Origin of the sequence: Spongiibacter tropicus DSM 19543 (assembly GCF_000420325.1) — a bacterium.
In the GTDB taxonomy this organism is placed as follows: domain Bacteria; phylum Pseudomonadota; class Gammaproteobacteria; order Pseudomonadales; family Spongiibacteraceae; genus Spongiibacter; species Spongiibacter tropicus.
In genome coordinates, this window is the sequence record NZ_ATUS01000006.1 from 77,492 (window position 1) to 94,625 (window position 17,134).

Genomic DNA, 17,134 nt, shown 5'->3' on the forward strand with positions numbered 1-17,134 from the left:
ACCGCAACGCCAATCACAATAATGACGGGATGAACATGCTGGAATCCAACGCCATGAATACACACCAACTCTGGCTGAATGCCCATGCATTTGCCGAAAATGTTCTGAATCAGGGGCGGGTGCTGCAATGGCACAACCCGATTGAATTTGCCGAGAACTACAAAAAAATCCAGGGCATTGTCTCGGCCGACCGCCTCAGTCTGCCGCTCATGGGGTTTCTCGACTACTGGGTCGATGCCCATCCCCATGTCCTGCAGACCATGACCGGCAAACGCCGGGTGCGCTACGCCATCAAGAAATTGCTGACCAATGAAGACATGCGTCAGGAGCTGCGTGAACTCGTGGCCGCCTGCTGCGCGATGGTGCCCTGCGAGTTGTTGATTGAACTGCCGTCCAATGCGGCGCTCATCGCCTGGGCCCACGGTCTCGCCAATCCCGGCGAAGAGGTGTCTGGCCTGAGCGATCTGGATATCGACTCTACCTCGGTCTACCTGGCTGATACGGTGCGACAGCTCAAGGCGGCCGGAATCGCGGGGGTGGTGAGCACGCTGTCTGATGCCGACATGGCGGCGGGGGCGACCGTGGAGCTATACCAGCCGTTGATGAATGTGGCGGCGAACTATCACTGGCAGTTTGCTTTCCGTTGCCCGGTGATGGCCACTGCAGAGCGCTTCTCTGCAGGTGATTGGCATTGCCTCGGCGGTGATATGAGCAGCCAGCGCAAGGACCTTATCTCGCTGCCTGCGGCGTTCTGGTCTGCCGAGGCTTCGGATGAGCTTGGTGACGCGCCGTGGTATTACGCGGAGCTGCCCGCCTTTGTCGAGCCAGAGCAGGTTCGGCAGAAGCTGACGCAACTGCGCGGTTTGGCCTAGGAGGTGCCCATGATTGTCGAAGGGCAAAAACTCTGGGAGCCGTCCGCGGCGTTTGTTGAAAGCAGCAATATGACCGCGCTGATGCACTGGCTCGGCGAGCGGCAACACCTGCAGTGCAAGAACTATAAGGAACTGTGGCAGTGGTCAGTCACCCAGCCCGAAGCGTTCTGGGCGGCGATGTGGGACTACTTCGAGGTGATCAGCGATACGCCTTACGAGCGCGTACTCAGCGATCGCCAGATTCGCCCCGGAGTGCGTTGGTTTGAAGGCAGTCGGGTAAATTTTGCCGAACATATCCTGCGCCACAAGGGCAGCCATGCGGCAATTTCGGCTATGGCCGAAACTCGTGATCTGGAGGTCACGAGTTGGGATGAGCTGGCATCGCAGGTGCGCCGCGTGGCAACGAAGCTGCGCGAGTGGGGGATTCGCCCTGGCGACCGCGTGAGTGCGGTGATGCCCAATCGACCGGAGACCGTTGTCGCCATGTTGGCGGTGATCAGCATTGGCGGTGTGTGGAGTAATGCGGCGCCTGAGTTTGGTACTCAGGCGATTCTTGACCGCCTGGGCCAGGTTGAGCCCAGGCTGGTCTTTTTTGGCGACGGTTATGAGTTTGGCGGCAAACGCTTTGATCGCACGGCCATGCTGTCTGAGCTGCTGGCGGCGTTGCCCTCTGTGGAGCGGGTAGTGCGGCTGGATGTGCTGGGTGACTGCCCCGCGTTTACAGCCGATGCCGAGGTCAGCGACTGGCCGGGTTTGATGGCGGCCGCTGATCCGGGAGAGGCCGCGTTTCAGTTTGAGCGGGTCGCCTGTGATCACCCGCTGTGGTTTGTGTTTTCCTCCGGCACAACGGGCCTGCCCAAGGCCATCGCTCACTCCCATGTGGGCGTGCTGATTGAAATGCTCAAGTTCATGACTTTCCACATGAACCTGAAGACCGGCGATAACAGTTTCTTCTACACCACCACGGGTTGGGTCATGTTCAATCTGGTGGTGGGGATGATGCTGACCGGTGCCGGCGCCATTCTCTACGATGGCAGCCCCGTGTATCCGCAAACCGATATGTTGTGGAAACTGGCAGAGCAGAGTCAGGCCAGTCACTTCGGTGCCAGTCCGACCTATGTACAACTGATGGAGAGCAATCAGGTGGTGCCGAAACAGCACTATGCGCTGGACAAGCTCACCACCGTGCTGGTCGGCGGCTCACCGTCCATCCCCTCAACCTTTGCGTGGTTCTATCAGAATGTGAAGGACGAGCTTTGGGTGACCTCCCAGAGCGGCGGCACTGAAATCGCCAGTGCCTTTGTTGCCGCCACACCGACGCAGCCCGTTTACGCTGCCGAGATACAGGCGCGGGCGTTGGGCATGTCGGTAAAAGCCTTGAATGACAGCGGAGAGCCGGTGATTGATGAAGTGGGCGAACTGATCTGCGATACACCATTCCCGTCCATGCCGCTGTACTTCCTTGGCGATGACGACAATAGCCGTTACTGGTCTTCGTATTTTGAAGAGATTCCCGGTGTCTGGCGGCACGGCGACTTTATCAAAATCAATGAACGCGGTGGCTGTTATATCTACGGTCGCTCTGATGCCACCTTGAACCGCTTTGGGGTTCGCATTGGCACCTCAGAGATCTATCAGGCAGTGGAATCTCTGGAGGGTGTCAGCGACAGTCTGGTGGTGTGTATTGAAACCGCAGACGGCGGTTTTTATATGCCCTTGTTTGTCAGCCTGACTGCGCAGCAACGCTGTGATGAGGCGTTGAAGCAAGAGATTACCCGCAAGCTGAAAACTGCCTGCTCGCCCCGCCATGTCCCCGACGAGATTATTCCCGTCCCCGACATTCCCTACACGCTGACCGGCAAAAAACTGGAGGTGCCGGTGCGTAAAATTCTAAAGGGGGCCAAAGCCGACGAGGTCGCCAGCCGTGGTTCCATGCGAAACCCTGACAGCCTGGATTTCTTTGTCGATTTTTATCGAGAAAAGAAACACTGGATGTGAGTTTGCTTATGGGCTTTTAAGGACTCCCCGAATGGGTAGTTAAAAGCCCAACTTCTCTACCGCTACTATTTGAGTCCTTATCAAAGCTGGGTGGTGATACACAGTCCCATGAATTCTGTTGAATCGTAGTACGCCCGATTTTTCATAATATTAATAAGAACGGGATGGTTAACATTGAAAAATAAAAAATTGCTGGCGTCAAGCATTTTGTTGAAATCACGCGAAGCTTGAAACCATATACGGGGCAATAGGTTAGCTCTGTTTCATGCCGTTCGCAGAGGATGCGGCATTGTGGGCTGGGAGCCACATAAGAGCCTGGAGAAAGAGAGTCGAGTCGCGTTGCAGCGATGGAGATTGCCAATGGCTGGCAGGCTTGTTCAGTCATCTTAGCCGATTCCCTCGCAGCCTATCCAGAACGAAGAACGCGCAGCGTTGGGCTGCGCGTTCGAGGGATGGTCAGTCTGGTTCCAGTGCATCTTCAGCTTGGCTTCGGTGGCACGGCCTTGCTGCCGTTTCCTTTCCTGAATCCCCGATCCCCCGCCATGAACGCCTCCAGCATGTGCGGGATCAGCGTCGAGGCATCGACCGCCTCGCCATACGCCTGCGCATGCAGCGCGGCGTAGCGGTCGAGATCGGCTTTCAAGCTGGCCGGGCAAGCGAAGGTCAGCTTGACGCTTTCGGTCTTGGGTAGCGGCCCCAGCCGCAGTTTCTTGGTCGTGCTCATCGAGAAGTCCCCTTGTTGAAGAACAGCGGCTGATAAGGCCGTAGCACCAGATCGCGGTTGACGATGATGCGCACCGGCAAGCCGGGGCGGCTGGTCAGCGTGGGTTGGATGTTGAGATTGCGCCGGGTCACTTCCTGGCCGACCTGGTTCACGGTGTCCTGCAGGCTGTCGCGCCCGGCGATGATGACGCGATCGCCGTCCTGGCGGTTCTCAGGTGCAGCCAGTTCGGCACCGACACCCAGCAGCGTGGTCAGCACGGCACCTGCAAAGATCCGATCCCAATGCCAGTCCACGTTGTCCTCCAGACCGGCATAGCCTGCCGGGTCGGTGCCGATCAGGTTGTCGAGCGTGAGTGATGACGTGTCGGGCAGGATGATGCGATTCCACACCACCTGCACGCGGCTCTGGCCGTAGCTGACCTGGCTGTTGTACTTGCCCAGTATGCGAGATCCCTGCGGGATCAGCAGGAACTTGCCAGTGGCCGTGTCGTAGATCGGTTCCGTCACCGTGGCGATCACGTCGCCCGGCAAGTCGGACTTGATGCCCGTGACCAGTGCCCCGGCAATGACCGTTCCGGCCATCACCTGATACGGCGAGGTGGGCATTTGCAGGTTGCCGGAGTTACGGGTTTCCGTAGAACCGCCTGTCAGGAACGCCTCTTTCTGGTCTTGCCGGTTCTGCACGGCAGTCGGATCAGCAGGCTGGGCCGCCGTCGAGGCCGGGCCAGCGGCCAGTGGATCGAAAGCGGCATTGGCGGCGAAGCCCGGCGCGGCAGCGACTTGCGACTGCGCCACGGGCGCGGCCTGCGGGGAGCCGGTGCGGAAGAACACCGTTGAAGCTGCCGCCGCTTCTGCTTCCTTGTGCAGCGCATCGTTGGGGTCGTAGCCGGGCGCGGCATAGGTGGCGGCGACCGGCTGCTGCGAATTGACGATGGCCGGCCCCAGATCACCCGGTAGCGGTGGCCCCAGCTCCGGCACGTCGGGCGGCAGCGCTGGCAACTTGGAATAGTCGGCAGGAAGTTGGTCGAGGCCTTCCGAGCGCGATACACGATCCACGTTGTACAGTTCGGTGGATTCGCCCGCGCCGCGTTGCTGCGGTTGCAGTGACCAGATCAGCGCGCCCATCACGCCAACCGACAGGCCGCCAGCGAGGATGGCCAGCGTGCGTCGGTTCAGACGCGTGACCGGGCGCGGTTGGGCGCGCAGCGCCACCGCCTCGGGTGCCATCTTGTCCGCCTGCGGCGTGGCAAGGTCGGGAGTGTCGTCCTGGCTCATGCTCAGTTCCTCCCGACGATGCCATCCGCGCGCTCGATGCGCACCATATCGCCCTTGTCGGCCCCCAGGCGCAGTTCTGCTGCACCGAACAGGCGATCCACGATGTAGTACGGCGAGCGGAAGCGATAGTTCACCAGTTGCCCGTCGCCCTGTGCGCCGATGACGAACAGCGGCGGCAGCTCGCCCTGGGCGATGCCTGCCGGGAACTGGATATAGACCTTCTCGCCATCATCAAAAGCGCGCAGCGGTTTCCACGATGGATTGCTGCCGCTGATTGCATAGCGAAAGCGGATGTTATCCAGCGACAAGCCTGCATCGACCGGCGCGGCAGCGTTGGCGGCTTGGGCTTGGCGCCGCAAGGCCAGCATTCGGTCTTTCGGGTAGTCCCAGGACACCGACGCCATCCATGCCTTGTCGGTCGAAGTCAGTTCCAGCAGGTACGTCCTGCGGCTGGTGGTAATGACCAGATTGGTCTTCAAGCTGGAACGGATAGGCTTGACCAGCACATTGACGCGCAGATCGGCCCCGCTGCCGCTGGAGGTGTCACCGACGATCCAGCGCACGGTATCGCCCGCAGCGACCGTCACCAGTTCCTCGCCAGGCTGGAGCGCGATCACCGTCACGCGACCTACTGACGCATAGACCTGGTACAGCGCGCCATCGCTATACGGCCAGACCTGGATCGCATTGACATAGCCTTCGCGCGTCGGAGCCACCCGTGCCTCGGCATTGGCTTTCGAGACACGTACCGTCTCATCAGCCGGTTCAGGCGCAGGCTTCGCATCCTTTTCCTCCGGCACTGGCTTCAACTGCTCAGGCAATGGCAGTGGCTCTGCAATAGTGACCACCTCGATCGGCACAGGCATTTCCGGCAAAGGCTCCGCCTGTACCGGCTCATCCAAGGAAATCACTGGCGGGGGTTTGCCCTGCGTGGCGCAGCCGGCCAAGGCCAGCACGACAAGCGGCAAAGCGTAAAAACGGAAAGGCACATTCATGGCTTCACTCCTTCAGACGAATCCAGTTCACGGCTCCACGACAGGCCATTGACGTAGATGCCCAGCGGGTTGCGGCGCAGGCGTTCTTCGGTGCGCGGGGTCTGCTGCACGATGGACACCACCGCCGTCCATCGCTCCAGCCCGGCCGCCGCGCCATTGACGTAGCGGCGTTCCATCCAGCGCACGTTGAACGACGCATCGCTGGCGCGAACCACGCTGGTGATCTGTACCGTTACCGACTCTTTGCCGATGCGGGCGAACGGGTCATTCACCCGCGCATAGTCGTTAAGCACCGCCGCGCCTCGGTCGGTGGTGTAGTCGTAGGCATCGAGCCAGTTCTGGCGCACGACGATGGGGTCGATGGACAGTGAGCGCACCAGCGTCACGAACCGCGCGATATGGTGTGCCGTCTGCGCATCGGTGGGCCGGTACGGCGTGGCCGCTTCGCCCACGGTGCGCACCTGGCCGGACTGATCGACTTCGATGACATAGGGCGTGACGATGGATTGGGCCGAGCGCCACACCAGGCCACCGGCCATCAGCAGCGCGAGCACCAGGCAGCCGAAGGCCATCAATCGCCAGTTCTTGGCCTGCACGCGGGCCGAGCCGATGCGCTCGTCCCACACCTGGGCAGCGGCTTGATACGGGGTGGCAGGCTGCGGCGTATCGGCATAGCGCACCTGCGGTCGTTTGAATCGCATGGCGTTCTCCTTGAAAGTCAGCTATCGGAATCTCGCAGACTCGGGCCTTGGCCCGAACCGCCGCCGTCGCCACCGCGCAGCGTGTGCGCGGCCGTGGTGGTGGCCTGGGTGAGTCGTTGGCGGCGTTGCAGGCGCTTGGCCCAGCCCGGTTTTTCCTGCTTCTGCGCGTTGGCCGTGTCGCCAGCGGCATCGCCTGCGGTGGCCTGCCCGGAACTGGCAGCGCCACCGCCTGAGCCACCATCGGTGCCGGAGCCTTGCCAGCCTGCTTTGAATGGCGCGGCCGCCTTGGCTGCCGCCGCTTTGATGCCTGCACCGGCGCGCTGGCCAGCGGCCTGTGCGCCGCCCTTGGCGACACTGCCCAGTCCAGCCATCGCGCCTTTGGCTCCGCCGCCCGCAGCGGCAGAACCGGCCTGGAAAGCCGACTTCGCGCTGCCAGCCGCCGAAGTCGCGGCCCGCGCGCCAGCCCCGGCGAGCTTGGCGGCAGCCGGTGCCATGCGCGCTCCGGCCATCACGGCACCGCCCACGCCGGTGGCGGCGGCACCTACGGCAACCGCCGCGCCTGCGGCACCAATCGCAGCACCGGCCATCGCGCCTGCGCCAAGCTGCGGTGCACCGGATACCAGCCCGGTGGCAATGCCCGGCCCGAAGATCCCCAACGCCAGCAGCGTGAGCGAGGCCAGCATGATGACCACTGCATGGTCGATGGACGGCTCGGCCGGATGCACCTGGAACTCGGCAAACAGGCCCGAGCCGATGCCGACGATGACGGCCAGCACCAGCACCTTGATGCCCGAGGACACCACGTTGCCCAGCACCTTCTCGGCGAGGAAGCTGGTCTTGTTCCACAGCGCGAACGGCACCAGCACGAAGCCCGCGAGCGTGGTCAGTTTGAACTCGATCAGCGTGATGAAAAGCTGGATCGCCAGCACGAAGAAACACAGGATCACCACCGCCCAGGCCAGGAACATGACCACGATGGGCGTCATGTTCACGAACACTTCGGGGAAGCCCGCCATGTCGCTGATCTGCTCAAGAATGGGGGCCGCCGCGTCGATGCCGGTCTTGGCCAAGCGTCCCGGTTGCAGGAATTCGCCCATGCTCATCGTCGAGCCGCTGGCCGTCAGGCCGAGGCCCGCGAACGAGCGGAAGACAATGCTGGCCAGCCAGTTGAAGTTGTTGATGATGTAGGCGAAGGCACCGACGTAAAGCACCTTGCGCAGCAGTTTGGCGATCACATCATCGCCCTGATCGGTGGCGTGGCTCATCGCCCAGTACAGCCCGGCAATCGTCATGTCGATGACGATCAGCGTGGCGGTGAGGAACGCGACTTCGCCCTGCAGCAGCCCAAAGCCCGAGTCGATGTAGCGCGAGAAGGTAGCGAGAAATCGGTCGATCACGGTCACGTCATTCATGGCACGTCCCCCTCGAAGGGCATGGCGCCCTGGTCACTGATGGGCGAGTCGAAGCTCGGCGGGATCGGCGGCAGATCGGCCAACGTGCGGAACTCGTCAGGCCCGGTTTCACCGGCGACGAAGCGCCGCCGGAAAGCGTCGGCCGCGGGCAGGCAGGCGTCTTCGCCTGCGGCCGTCCTGTCGGCGGCACACTGCACACGCAAAGCCTTGAGCCGCACGGGATCAGCGACCAGGTCTTCGGTCGGCTGCTGGCTGCAAGCGACCAGCAGCACGGGAAGCAGCAAGGAAACGCATCGCATGGCCGTCTCCCGTCAGTTGCCGTAGAAATCCACGCGCTGCGGCGTGTACGGCGTGCCATCACCCAGGAAGCGGCGCGTCACTTCACGGCCACGCTCGACAGCCGCTGCTTGGCGTGCCAGTTCCAGCGCGGCGGCGCGTTCCTGCGTGATCTGGAGTTGCTGCGCCTGGATGGACTGCTTGGCCTGCAAGGCCAGAAGCTGGTTGGTCGCCTGCATGGCTTGCAGCGCGCCGGTGGCGGACTGACTTTGGCTGACCAGATCGGACAGTGCGCTTTCGTCTTTTGCCAGGTTCTGCGACACCTGCGCCTGCATCCGCATCGCGGTATGCAGGCCATTCAAGGTGTTCTTCCAGCGCTCCTGCGCGTCGCGCACCATCTGGTCGCCGCTGACAGTCGCGGCGTACTGCTCCGGGTACAGCCGGGCGAAGGTCGCATCCATGCTCTGCACGTCGTAGGCCAGGCCGCGTGCCTCGGCGATCAGGCGTTCGGTCGTGGCGAGCGTCGAGCGCAGGCGATTGACGATGTTGAAGTCCAGATTCGCCAGATTGCGCGCCTGGTTCATCAGCATCTGTGCTTCGTTCTGGAGTTGGTTGATCTGGTTGTTGATCTGCTCCAACGTGCGCACGGCGGTCAGCGTGTTCTGCACGAAGTTGGACGGGTCGAACACCGTCAGCGCGGATGCGGGCTGAACGATTAGCAGCGACACCGACAGCACGGCGGCAAGCGAGACAGACAGCAGACGGGGCTTGGTCTTCATGGCAAGTTCTCCTGTGGTTGGGAAAGAAAGGAAGTGGCCGCCGGTGCGGACGGCAACAGGTCGGCCGCCCAATCGAGGCCGCGATGACGTAGCCAGGCACCGGCAAAGCCAGGTGTGCCTGCGTCCAGCAGCATGCGATCCATGTCGCGTTGGTCTTGTGGGGTGGATGCCCCGGCGAAGGCCAGCGTGGTTGGCCCCAGGTCGAGGTCGAACAGGCGATTGCCCAGACGCGATTGGTAGTAGTAGTCCCGCTTGGGCTGCGCGGTCGCCACGATCTCGATCTGGCGAGAGTTCAGCCCAAAGCCTTCGTAGATCGTGCGAATCTGCGGCTCGGTGGCCTGCGGATTAGGGAGAAAGATCCGACTGGCGCAGCTTTCAATCACCGCCGGTGCAATGCTCGAATCCTTGATGTCGGCCAGCGACTGCGTGGCGAACATGACGCTGACATTCTTCTTGCGCAGCGTCTTGAGCCACTGGCGAATGCGGGCGGCGAACACAGGGTCATCGAGGAACAGCCAGGCTTCATCGAGGATCAGCAGCGTGGGCGCGCCGTCGAAGCGTTCATCGAAGCGGGCGAACAGGTAGCCCAGCACGGCCAGCACCGCCGCCTTGCTGTGCATCAGTTCTTCCATCTCGAAGCACTGCACGCCGCCGGAACCCAGGCGGTCGGCATCGGCATCCAGCAGCTTGCCGTGGGCACCGCCCAGCACATAGGGCGCAAGCGCCTGGCGCAGTGCGTTCGATTGCAGCAGTACCGACAGGCCCGTCAGCGTGCGTTGCTCCGCTGGCGCACCGGCCAAGCTGCCTAGTGCCGACCAGATCGCAGCCTTCTCGTCCGGGCCAATGACGACACCTTCATGCAACAGGCGGCCTTCCACCCATTCGGCGGCCCAGGTGCGGTAGCCCTCCTGGTCGATGCGGGCCAATGGCTGAAAAGCAATCGCCCCGTCATTGCCGAGGTCGTAATGCTCGCCGCCCAGCCCGAGGATGGTGGCGCGCATCGAGCGGCCCATGTCGAAGGCGAAGATGCGCGAGCCGGGATAGCGGCGAAACTGCATTGCCAGCGTGGCGAGCAGCACCGACTTGCCCATGCCGGTTGGCCCGGCGACCAGCGTGTGGCCCACATCGCCGATGTGCGTCACCAGCCGGAACGGCGTCGCGCCATCGGTGCGGGTGACGATCAGCGGCGGGCCATCCAGATGCGCGTTCTTCTCCGGCCCGGCCCACACGGCGGACAGCGGCATCATGTGCGTCAGGTTCAGCGTCGAGACGATGGGCTGGCGCACATTCGCGTAGGCGTTACCGGGAATGGACGACAGCCAGGCATCCACCGCGTTCAAGGTTTCGGGGATGGTGACGAAGCCGCGCCCCTGAATGACGCGCTCTACCATGCGCAGCTTCTCGTCGGCCACGGCAGGGTCGGTGTCGAGCACTGTCACGGTAGCCGTCAGGTAGCCGAAGGCCACCTGATCGCTGCCCAGTTCTTGCAAGGCGGCGTCTGCATCGGCGGCCTTGTTGTTGGCGTCGGTATCGACCAGCGGGCTTTCCTGCTGGAAGATCGTTTCACGCAACAGCGCGACGACATTCTTGCGCTTGGCGAACCACTGGCGACGCAGGCGTCCAAGCTCTTTTTCCGCTTCGGCTTTGTCGAGGCAAAGGAACCGGGTTGCCCAACGATAGCCGAAGCCCAAGCGGTTGAGGTCGTCCAAAATCCCCGGCCAAGTCGAGGTCGGAAAGCCTCGCACCGACACCACGCGCAGGTGCTGATCGCCCAGCATGGGTGCCAGACCACCGACCAGCGCGGAGTCGGCCAGCAATGCGTCGATGTGGAATGGCACCTCGGGTACGCCGACGCGGTAGCGCCGCGTGGACACCGTGGCGTGCAGGTAAGTCAGTGTCTGGCTGTCATCGAGCCAGGCAATCTCCGGCATCACGCCGTCGAGCAGGTCGAACACGCGATCCGTTTCCGCCACGAAGGCTTCCAGCCGACCCTGCCAGTCCACGCCATCGCCCGGCGCATTCTCATAGAGCATCTTGGCGGCACGGGCGCGGGATTCTTCTGGTGGCAGGTAGGCCAGCGTCAGGTGATAGGCGCTCTCGTAGTGGTGGCCGGATTCCTCGAAGGCTGCACGGCGTTCTTCCTCCACCAGCCAGGACAACGGCTCGGGGAAATCGGAACGTGGATAGCCCGCCGCTGCGCAGCGCTCGGCTTCGATGAACAAGGCCCAGCCCGACCCCAGGCGGCGCAGTGCGTTGTTCAAGCGTGCCGACGTGGCGATCAGCTCGCCTTGCGTGGCGCTGTTCAGATCCGGCCCGCGAAAATGTGCCGTGCGCTGGAACGAGCCATCCTTGTTCAAGACGACGCCCGGCCCGATCAGCCCGGCCCAGGGCAGCCAGTCGGCCAGCAGTGCGGGCCGCTGGCGGTATTCGGCAAGGTTCAGCATGTCGGCACTCCCCTATGCGTCCAGCAGCGGCTTGTGCTTGATGTGCCGGGCGAAGACCTGCATGAACTGCGGATCGACGCGCGCGCCCCAGACCGCCAGCGAATGGCCGGCGATCCAGAGCACCACGCCGGGAATCCACAGTTGCAGGCCCAGCCCGACGGCGGCGGCCAGCGTGCCGTTGGCAATCGCCACGGTGCGCGGCGCACCGCCCAGCAGGATCGGCTCGGTCAGCGAGCGATGCAGCGGCACTTCAAAGCCCGGAAGATCGGTGGCCGTGCTCATACGACGGCCCCGCCGGAGAAGCTGAAGAACGACAGGAAGAAGCTCGAAGCCGCGAAGGCGATGGACAGGCCGAAGACGATCTGGATCAGCTTGCGAAAGCCGCCACTGGTATCGCCGAAGGCCAACGCCAGGCCGGTGGCGATGATGATGATCACCGCGACGATGCGGGCTACCGGCCCCTGGATGGATTCGAGAATGGATTGCAGCGGGCCTTCCCACGGCATTGAGGAACCGGCGGCCTGCGCCGTGCCCGCCAGCAACAGCATCAACACCGCGAGCAGCAACCCTTGTCCTGCGGGTCGGGCCAGGCGATGCAAACGCGCCAGCATGGGCAGCGGGGAAAGCGGGTTTACAGAAAGACGGAAAGCATCAACGTGCGTCATGGCAGTTCTCCAGGTTGTTCAGGGATCGAGGAAGGCGTAGCGGCAGCGGCTGTAAGAGGAACCGGCGGCAGCTCGGGAAGCGTCGCTTCCAGCGCATCCGCCAGGCGGTAGCCCGCGCCGTCGAAACCGACGACGCGGGAAATGGTTTCGACGTGGCGCTTGCGGCCGCGGCCTGCGATGTGGATCACGACATTGACCGCCTCGGCGATCAGGGCGCGGGGCGGATTCACCGCCACTTCGAGGATCAGTTGCTCCAGGCGCAGCAGCGCGCCCAACGCGGAGCCGGCATGAATGGTGGCGATGCCGCCGGGGTGGCCGGTGCCCCAGACCTTCACCAGATCCAGCGCTTCGCCGCCGCGCACTTCGCCGACGATCACGCGGTCGGGCCGCAGGCGCATCGTGGCCCGCACCAGCTCGGTCATGGACACGACGCCGGCGCGGGTGCGCAGCGGCACATGGTCGCGGGCCGCGCATTGCAGTTCGATGGTGTCTTCGAGCACCAGCACGCGGTCGCCGGTGGCGGCGATCTCGGCCAGCAAGGCATTGGCCAGCGTGGTCTTGCCGGTGCTGGTGCCTCCGGCGATCAGGATGTTGTGCCGCTCGCGCACGGCATGACGCAGAAACTCGGCCTGCCCAGTGGTCAGGATGCCATCAGCCACATAGCGATCCAGACCGATGATGCTCACGGCACGCTTGCGCAGCGCAAAGGCCGGGCCGGGTGCGGCGGGCGGCAGGATGCCCTCGAAGCGTTCGCCGGTTTCAGGCAGTTCGGCGGTCAAGAGCGGTTGGCCGCGATGCACCTCCGCACCGACATGGGCGGCGACCAGGCGGATGATGCGTTCGCCATCGGCTTCGGGCAGTTCGACGCCGAGCGGCGCACGGCCAGACGACAGCCGATCCACCCACAATGTCCGGTCGGGGTTGAGCATCACTTCCACCACGTCCGGGTCTTCCAGCGCAGCGGCGATCACCGGCCCCATCGCCGTGCGCAGCATCTGGATGCGGCGATCCTGGGATGCTGCAGCGGATGAGCGCGGTTCGGGCGGGATTTGAGGAACGGCACTCATGACGCACGCTCCGCAGTGCGTTCATGGGCGGCGGCCATCGCGGCCGCGTCATCCATGCGCATCTCGAACTCACGATCCTGGGGATGCAGTTCTTCCACCACGTCCCGTACCAGGCTGCGGCCACGCAGCAGGTGGCGGCCTAACTGTTCGACGAACTGCTCGAAGCGCGCCTTGCCCTGCGCGCGAGCCGCATCCTGATGGGCCTCCGGCACCGGCGTGCTGACGGTCAGGTAGTAGCGGACGAATAGCGCCAGCGTCTCGATCTGGATGTTCTGGTCACGCTCCAGGCGCTCGGCCTGCCGCGACAGGCGATCCAGTCGTTTGGCGATGGCGGCCTCACGCTGGTCGCCGGCATCGGGTGACAGCCAGGACGCCAAGGCAGCGGCGACGATGCTGGACTTTGACACGCCTTTCTTCGCGGCCAGCTCGTCCAGACGCTTGGCGTGCTCGTGCTGGATGAACAGGTTCAATCGGTATTGGCTCATATGTCGATTCCGTCGTTGGGGTCGAGAGATGCCAGCCGCGCCGTGCGTTGCAGGGCGGGGTCGAACTGGTCGGGAAGCAGCGGGGGCATGTCGTCGTCATCGAGCAGCGCCAAGTCGCTGGGCGTGTAATCGGGTTCGGGGTCGTAGGCGACGGTTTCGGACAGCTCGGGCTGACGGCGGGGGCCGCCGTCGTCGGAGCCACCCAGGTCATCGGCAGATGCCGTGGCCTGTGCCGCAGGCACGGCCGGGATCGCCAAACCGCTCCAGTCATCGGGACGTGCAGGCGGCACATCGGCATAGCGGCCTGCCGTTAGCGCAGGCGGCGGCAGTACCCGCTGCTTGAAATTGGCATCAGCGTAGTAGCGCAACTTCTTGGCCTTGATCGGCGCGACGCTGGACACCATCACCACTGATTCGTCTGGCGCAAGCTGCATGACTTCGCCGGGCGTCAGTAGCGGCCGCGCCGTCTCTTGGCGGGACACCATCAGGTGGCCGAGCCACGGCGCAAGTCGATGGCCTGCGTAGTTCCGCTGCGCACGCAGTTCGGTAGCCGTGCCCAGCGTTTCGGAGATCCGTTTCGCCGTGCGTTCGTCATTCGTGGCGAAGGTCACGCGCACATGGCAGTTGTCCAGAATCGAATGGTTCTGCCCATACGCCTTGTCGATCTGGTTGAGCGACTGCGCGATCAGGAAACTGCGGATGCCGTAGCCGGCCATGAAGGCCAGCGCCGTCTCGAAGAAGTCCAGGCGCCCCAGAGCCGAGAACTCGTCGAGCATCAGCAACAGCTTGTGGCGGCGCTCAATGCCGTCGCTGCCATCGAGCGACTCGGTGAGCCGTCGCCCGATCTGGTTGAGGATCAACCGGATCAGCGGCTTGGTGCGGCTGATGTCCGAAGGCGGCACCACCAGATACAACGACACAGGGGATGCAGACGCGATCAGATCGGCGATGCGCCAGTCGCAGCGCGACGTGACTGCGGCCACGGTCGGATCACGGTACAGGCCGAGGAACGACATGGCGGTGCTCAACACGCCGGAACGCTCGTTGTCCGACTTGTTGAGCACTTCGCGGGCGGCGGACGCGACAACGGGATGCGGTACATCTCCAAGATGCCGCGTGGTCATCATCCGATGCAGCGTCAGCTCGAACGGGCAAGCCGGGTCACTGAGGAAGTTCGCCACGCCGCGCAGCGTCTTGTCCTCTCCCGCGTAGAGCACATGCAGGATCGCGCCGACCAGCAGCGCATGACTGGTCTTCTCCCAGTGGTTGCGCTTCTCCAGCGCCCCTTCGGGATCGACCAGGATATCGGCGATGTTCTGCACGTCGCGCACCTCGTGCGCGCCGCGCCTCACTTCCAGCAACGGGTTGTAGGCCGCCGAACTGGCATCGGTCGGGTTGAACAGCAGGCAGTGGCTAAATCGACTGCGCCAGCCAGCGGTGATCTGCCAGTTCTCGCCCTTGATGTCGTGGATGACGGCGGATGCCGGCCAGGACAGCAGCGTCGGCACCACCAGGCCCACACCCTTGCCCGAGCGCGTGGGCGCAAAGGTCAGGACGTGTTCCGGCCCTTCGTGCCGCAGGTAGTGGCCGTCATGCTGGCCGAGAAAGACGCCGGCGGGCTGCGTCAGCCCGGCCTTGCGAATGTCGGCGACATCGGCCCAGCGGGCCGAGCCATAGGTCGTCACTTTGCGCGCCTGGCGCGAGCGCCACACCGACATGGCGATGGCGACCACCACGGCCAGCAGGCCGCTGCTCGCCGCGATCATGCCGCCGGTGTCGAACACCTGCGGCGCGTAGGCGTCGAAGAAGAACCACCACTCGAACAGCTTCCACGGGTAATAGACCGGCGTGCCGTGGAAGTCGAACCAGGGCGCGCCCAGGCGTAGCTGGTAGCCCAAGGCGGCGGCGGTCCATTGCGTGGCACCCCACACACCGGCGATCACGATGCCGAAGACGGCGGCGATCTGCCCGAACAACACGCCCTGAGCTTGCATACCCTGGCCTCCGATTTCTCCTGCGCTGATTCCCCGTGGAAAACGCGGCACAAAGGCGTGCCGCAGGCGTCAGGATCGGTGCCGGTTCAGTGCCGGTCAAAGACCGTTATCGGCAGCAAGGTGATGCAAAAAGCATGGTGTCATGCAGAGGCGAAACCAGTAAAAACGCCGCAGGCGTGAGCGCGCGGCGGCGTGTCGAGAAAGAAAAATCAAGATTCGCGGCAGAAAGCCAACAATCAGAACTTCGGCGGCGTGTAGGGCGTGTTTCCATAGCCAAAGAAGCGCTTGTTCGTCGCCTCGGCCACCCGGTTGCACAGCACGTCTCCCATCGTCGGGCGTTCGGTCTTGCACTGGCGGCGCAGCTCCCTCAGGCGCGCAGGATCTGCGACCAGCTCTTCCACGGTCGGTACATTGGTTGCCTGTTTCGGTGTTTCGGACTGGCCGCAAGCGGACAGCGCGGCGACCAACAGGAATGGGGCGATCTGCTTCATGGTCATGACTCGACTTCCTCTTGGGAATCGGGTTCAAGGGGGGGCGTGGCTCTGATGCCGTCCGGCGATTCGATGGCCTGCACACGCTCGATAAAGCGTGACAGCACGTCCGAGGATCCACCTTCCCGGTGCAGCACATAAGTGGTCAGCATGGGTGAGCGACCCGCCAGCGGCCGAGCCACAATCCCAGGCTCACGGCTGCCTGCGATATGCGGCGCTCCGGCTAGGCCCAGCGCAAAGCCCGCCGACACTAACGCCATCATCAAATCGCACGAAGCCACACGTTCGGCAATCAGCGGCTCCATATCTATCCGGCGCAGTACGCGCTCGACTTGGCGAGCATGGCCTTCGCATACGTGCGGATCGCACAACACCAGCGGATAGCGCAGCACTTCTTCCAGCGGGATGCGCTTGTGCTTCAAAAGCGGATGACGTGCAGGAACCGCCACCATCAGCGCATCGCTCCAAACGGCTTCGGCAGTGATGCCTTCTCCAACTTCATCGGACTGGGCAAAGCCCACGTCGTACAGGTCGTCATGCAGTCCCTTGATCTGCTGCGACAAGGGTACCTCGAACAGGCGAATCTCGACTTCGGGTTCTTCCTGCCGACACAGCGCCAGCAAGGACGGCAGGCGCGAGGGCGTGATGCCGTCGGACAGTGCGATACGCAACTGACCGTGGAAGCCGTTGGTGGCTGCATTCACGCTATCGCGCGCCTGCTGCAAGGCGGTGAAGATGCGCGGCACATGCTCCAGAAACAGCTTGCCCGCCCGTGTCAGCCGCGTGCTGCGGCTGGTACGAATGAACAACTGTTCGCCCAGGCTCTCCTCCAGCTCCTTGATAGTGCGCGACAGCGGTGACTGCTCGATGTGCAGCCTCTCGGCCGCGCGGGCGAAATGTAGTTCTTCGGCGACAGCGAGAAAGCAGCGTAAGTGTCGAATCTCCATTTCGCCTCCT

18 protein-coding genes are annotated in these 17,134 nt (G+C 63.5%); 2 read left to right on the top strand and 16 right to left on the bottom strand.

Annotated features, from left to right (window positions below):
* Positions 1–53 precede the first annotated feature (53 nt).
* On the top strand, positions 54–872 hold the full coding sequence (locus G411_RS0117990; protein WP_157581403.1) for a hypothetical protein: 819 nt from the start codon (positions 54–56) through the stop codon (positions 870–872).
* Between the two features lie 9 nt (positions 873–881).
* Positions 882–2,870: an acetoacetate--CoA ligase gene (locus tag G411_RS0117995; RefSeq protein ID WP_022960597.1), complete on the top strand. Its 1,989-nt coding sequence runs from the start codon at positions 882–884 to the stop codon at positions 2,868–2,870.
* A gap of 142 nt (positions 2,871–3,012) precedes the next feature.
* On the opposite strand, the gene G411_RS22230 is transcribed toward G411_RS0117995, so the two are convergent.
* The 16 genes from G411_RS22230 to G411_RS0118070 form a co-directional block, all read right to left on the bottom strand.
* The gene (locus tag G411_RS22230) at positions 3,013–3,255 is read right to left on the bottom strand and encodes a hypothetical protein (protein ID WP_157581405.1); all 243 of its coding nucleotides are present in this window, start codon (positions 3,253–3,255) and stop codon (positions 3,013–3,015) included.
* A gap of 93 nt (positions 3,256–3,348) precedes the next feature.
* A complete protein-coding gene (locus G411_RS0118000; protein ID WP_009398072.1) occupies positions 3,349–3,594 on the bottom strand; it encodes a DUF2274 domain-containing protein in 246 nt (81 codons plus the stop codon).
* Positions 3,591–4,868: a TraB/TrbI/VirB10 family type IV secretion system protein gene (locus G411_RS0118005; protein ID WP_009398074.1), complete on the bottom strand. Its 1,278-nt coding sequence runs from the start codon at positions 4,866–4,868 to the stop codon at positions 3,591–3,593. Before G411_RS0118005 ends, G411_RS0118000 begins: the two co-directional genes overlap by 4 nt.
* Before the next feature lie 2 nt (positions 4,869–4,870).
* A complete protein-coding gene (trbG, locus tag G411_RS0118010) occupies positions 4,871–5,863 on the bottom strand; it encodes a P-type conjugative transfer protein TrbG (RefSeq protein ID WP_009398076.1) in 993 nt (330 codons plus the stop codon).
* The gene (gene trbF / locus G411_RS0118015; protein WP_022960598.1) at positions 5,860–6,564 is read right to left on the bottom strand and encodes a conjugal transfer protein TrbF; all 705 of its coding nucleotides are present in this window, start codon (positions 6,562–6,564) and stop codon (positions 5,860–5,862) included. Before trbF ends, trbG begins: the two co-directional genes overlap by 4 nt.
* 17 nt (positions 6,565–6,581) lie before the next feature.
* A complete protein-coding gene (trbL, locus tag G411_RS0118020) occupies positions 6,582–7,976 on the bottom strand; it encodes a P-type conjugative transfer protein TrbL (RefSeq protein WP_004350798.1) in 1,395 nt (464 codons plus the stop codon).
* Positions 7,973–8,275, bottom strand: a complete 303-nt coding sequence (locus G411_RS0118025) for a hypothetical protein (RefSeq protein WP_004350800.1) — start codon at positions 8,273–8,275, stop codon at positions 7,973–7,975. The genes trbL and G411_RS0118025 overlap by 4 nt, the downstream gene beginning before the upstream one ends.
* Positions 8,276–8,287: 12 nt before the next feature.
* Positions 8,288–9,031 carry a P-type conjugative transfer protein TrbJ gene (trbJ, locus tag G411_RS0118030; RefSeq protein WP_004350802.1) on the bottom strand — a complete coding sequence of 248 codons (744 nt, stop codon included), beginning with the start codon at positions 9,029–9,031 and terminating at the stop codon, positions 8,288–8,290.
* Positions 9,028–11,475 carry a conjugal transfer protein TrbE gene (trbE, locus tag G411_RS0118035; RefSeq protein WP_022960599.1) on the bottom strand — a complete coding sequence of 816 codons (2,448 nt, stop codon included), beginning with the start codon at positions 11,473–11,475 and terminating at the stop codon, positions 9,028–9,030. Before trbE ends, trbJ begins: the two co-directional genes overlap by 4 nt.
* Positions 11,476–11,487: 12 nt before the next feature.
* The gene (locus tag G411_RS0118040; protein WP_003462917.1) at positions 11,488–11,757 is read right to left on the bottom strand and encodes a VirB3 family type IV secretion system protein; all 270 of its coding nucleotides are present in this window, start codon (positions 11,755–11,757) and stop codon (positions 11,488–11,490) included.
* A complete protein-coding gene (locus G411_RS0118045; protein WP_022960600.1) occupies positions 11,754–12,140 on the bottom strand; it encodes a TrbC/VirB2 family type IV secretion system protein in 387 nt (128 codons plus the stop codon). Before G411_RS0118045 ends, G411_RS0118040 begins: the two co-directional genes overlap by 4 nt.
* On the bottom strand, positions 12,137–13,207 hold the full coding sequence (trbB, locus tag G411_RS0118050) for a P-type conjugative transfer ATPase TrbB (protein ID WP_022960601.1): 1,071 nt from the start codon (positions 13,205–13,207) through the stop codon (positions 12,137–12,139). The genes G411_RS0118045 and trbB overlap by 4 nt, the downstream gene beginning before the upstream one ends.
* Entirely contained in the window at positions 13,204–13,692 is a 489-nt protein-coding gene (locus tag G411_RS0118055; protein WP_008294937.1) for a ribbon-helix-helix protein, CopG family, read from the bottom strand. Before G411_RS0118055 ends, trbB begins: the two co-directional genes overlap by 4 nt.
* On the bottom strand, positions 13,689–15,686 hold the full coding sequence (locus G411_RS0118060) for a conjugal transfer protein TraG (RefSeq protein WP_022960602.1): 1,998 nt from the start codon (positions 15,684–15,686) through the stop codon (positions 13,689–13,691). Before G411_RS0118060 ends, G411_RS0118055 begins: the two co-directional genes overlap by 4 nt.
* 236 nt (positions 15,687–15,922) lie before the next feature.
* The gene (locus G411_RS0118065; protein ID WP_004350821.1) at positions 15,923–16,183 is read right to left on the bottom strand and encodes an EexN family lipoprotein; all 261 of its coding nucleotides are present in this window, start codon (positions 16,181–16,183) and stop codon (positions 15,923–15,925) included.
* Positions 16,180–17,124, bottom strand: a complete 945-nt coding sequence (locus tag G411_RS0118070; RefSeq protein ID WP_004350822.1) for a LysR family transcriptional regulator — start codon at positions 17,122–17,124, stop codon at positions 16,180–16,182. Before G411_RS0118070 ends, G411_RS0118065 begins: the two co-directional genes overlap by 4 nt.
* Positions 17,125–17,134: the final 10 nt, after the last annotated feature.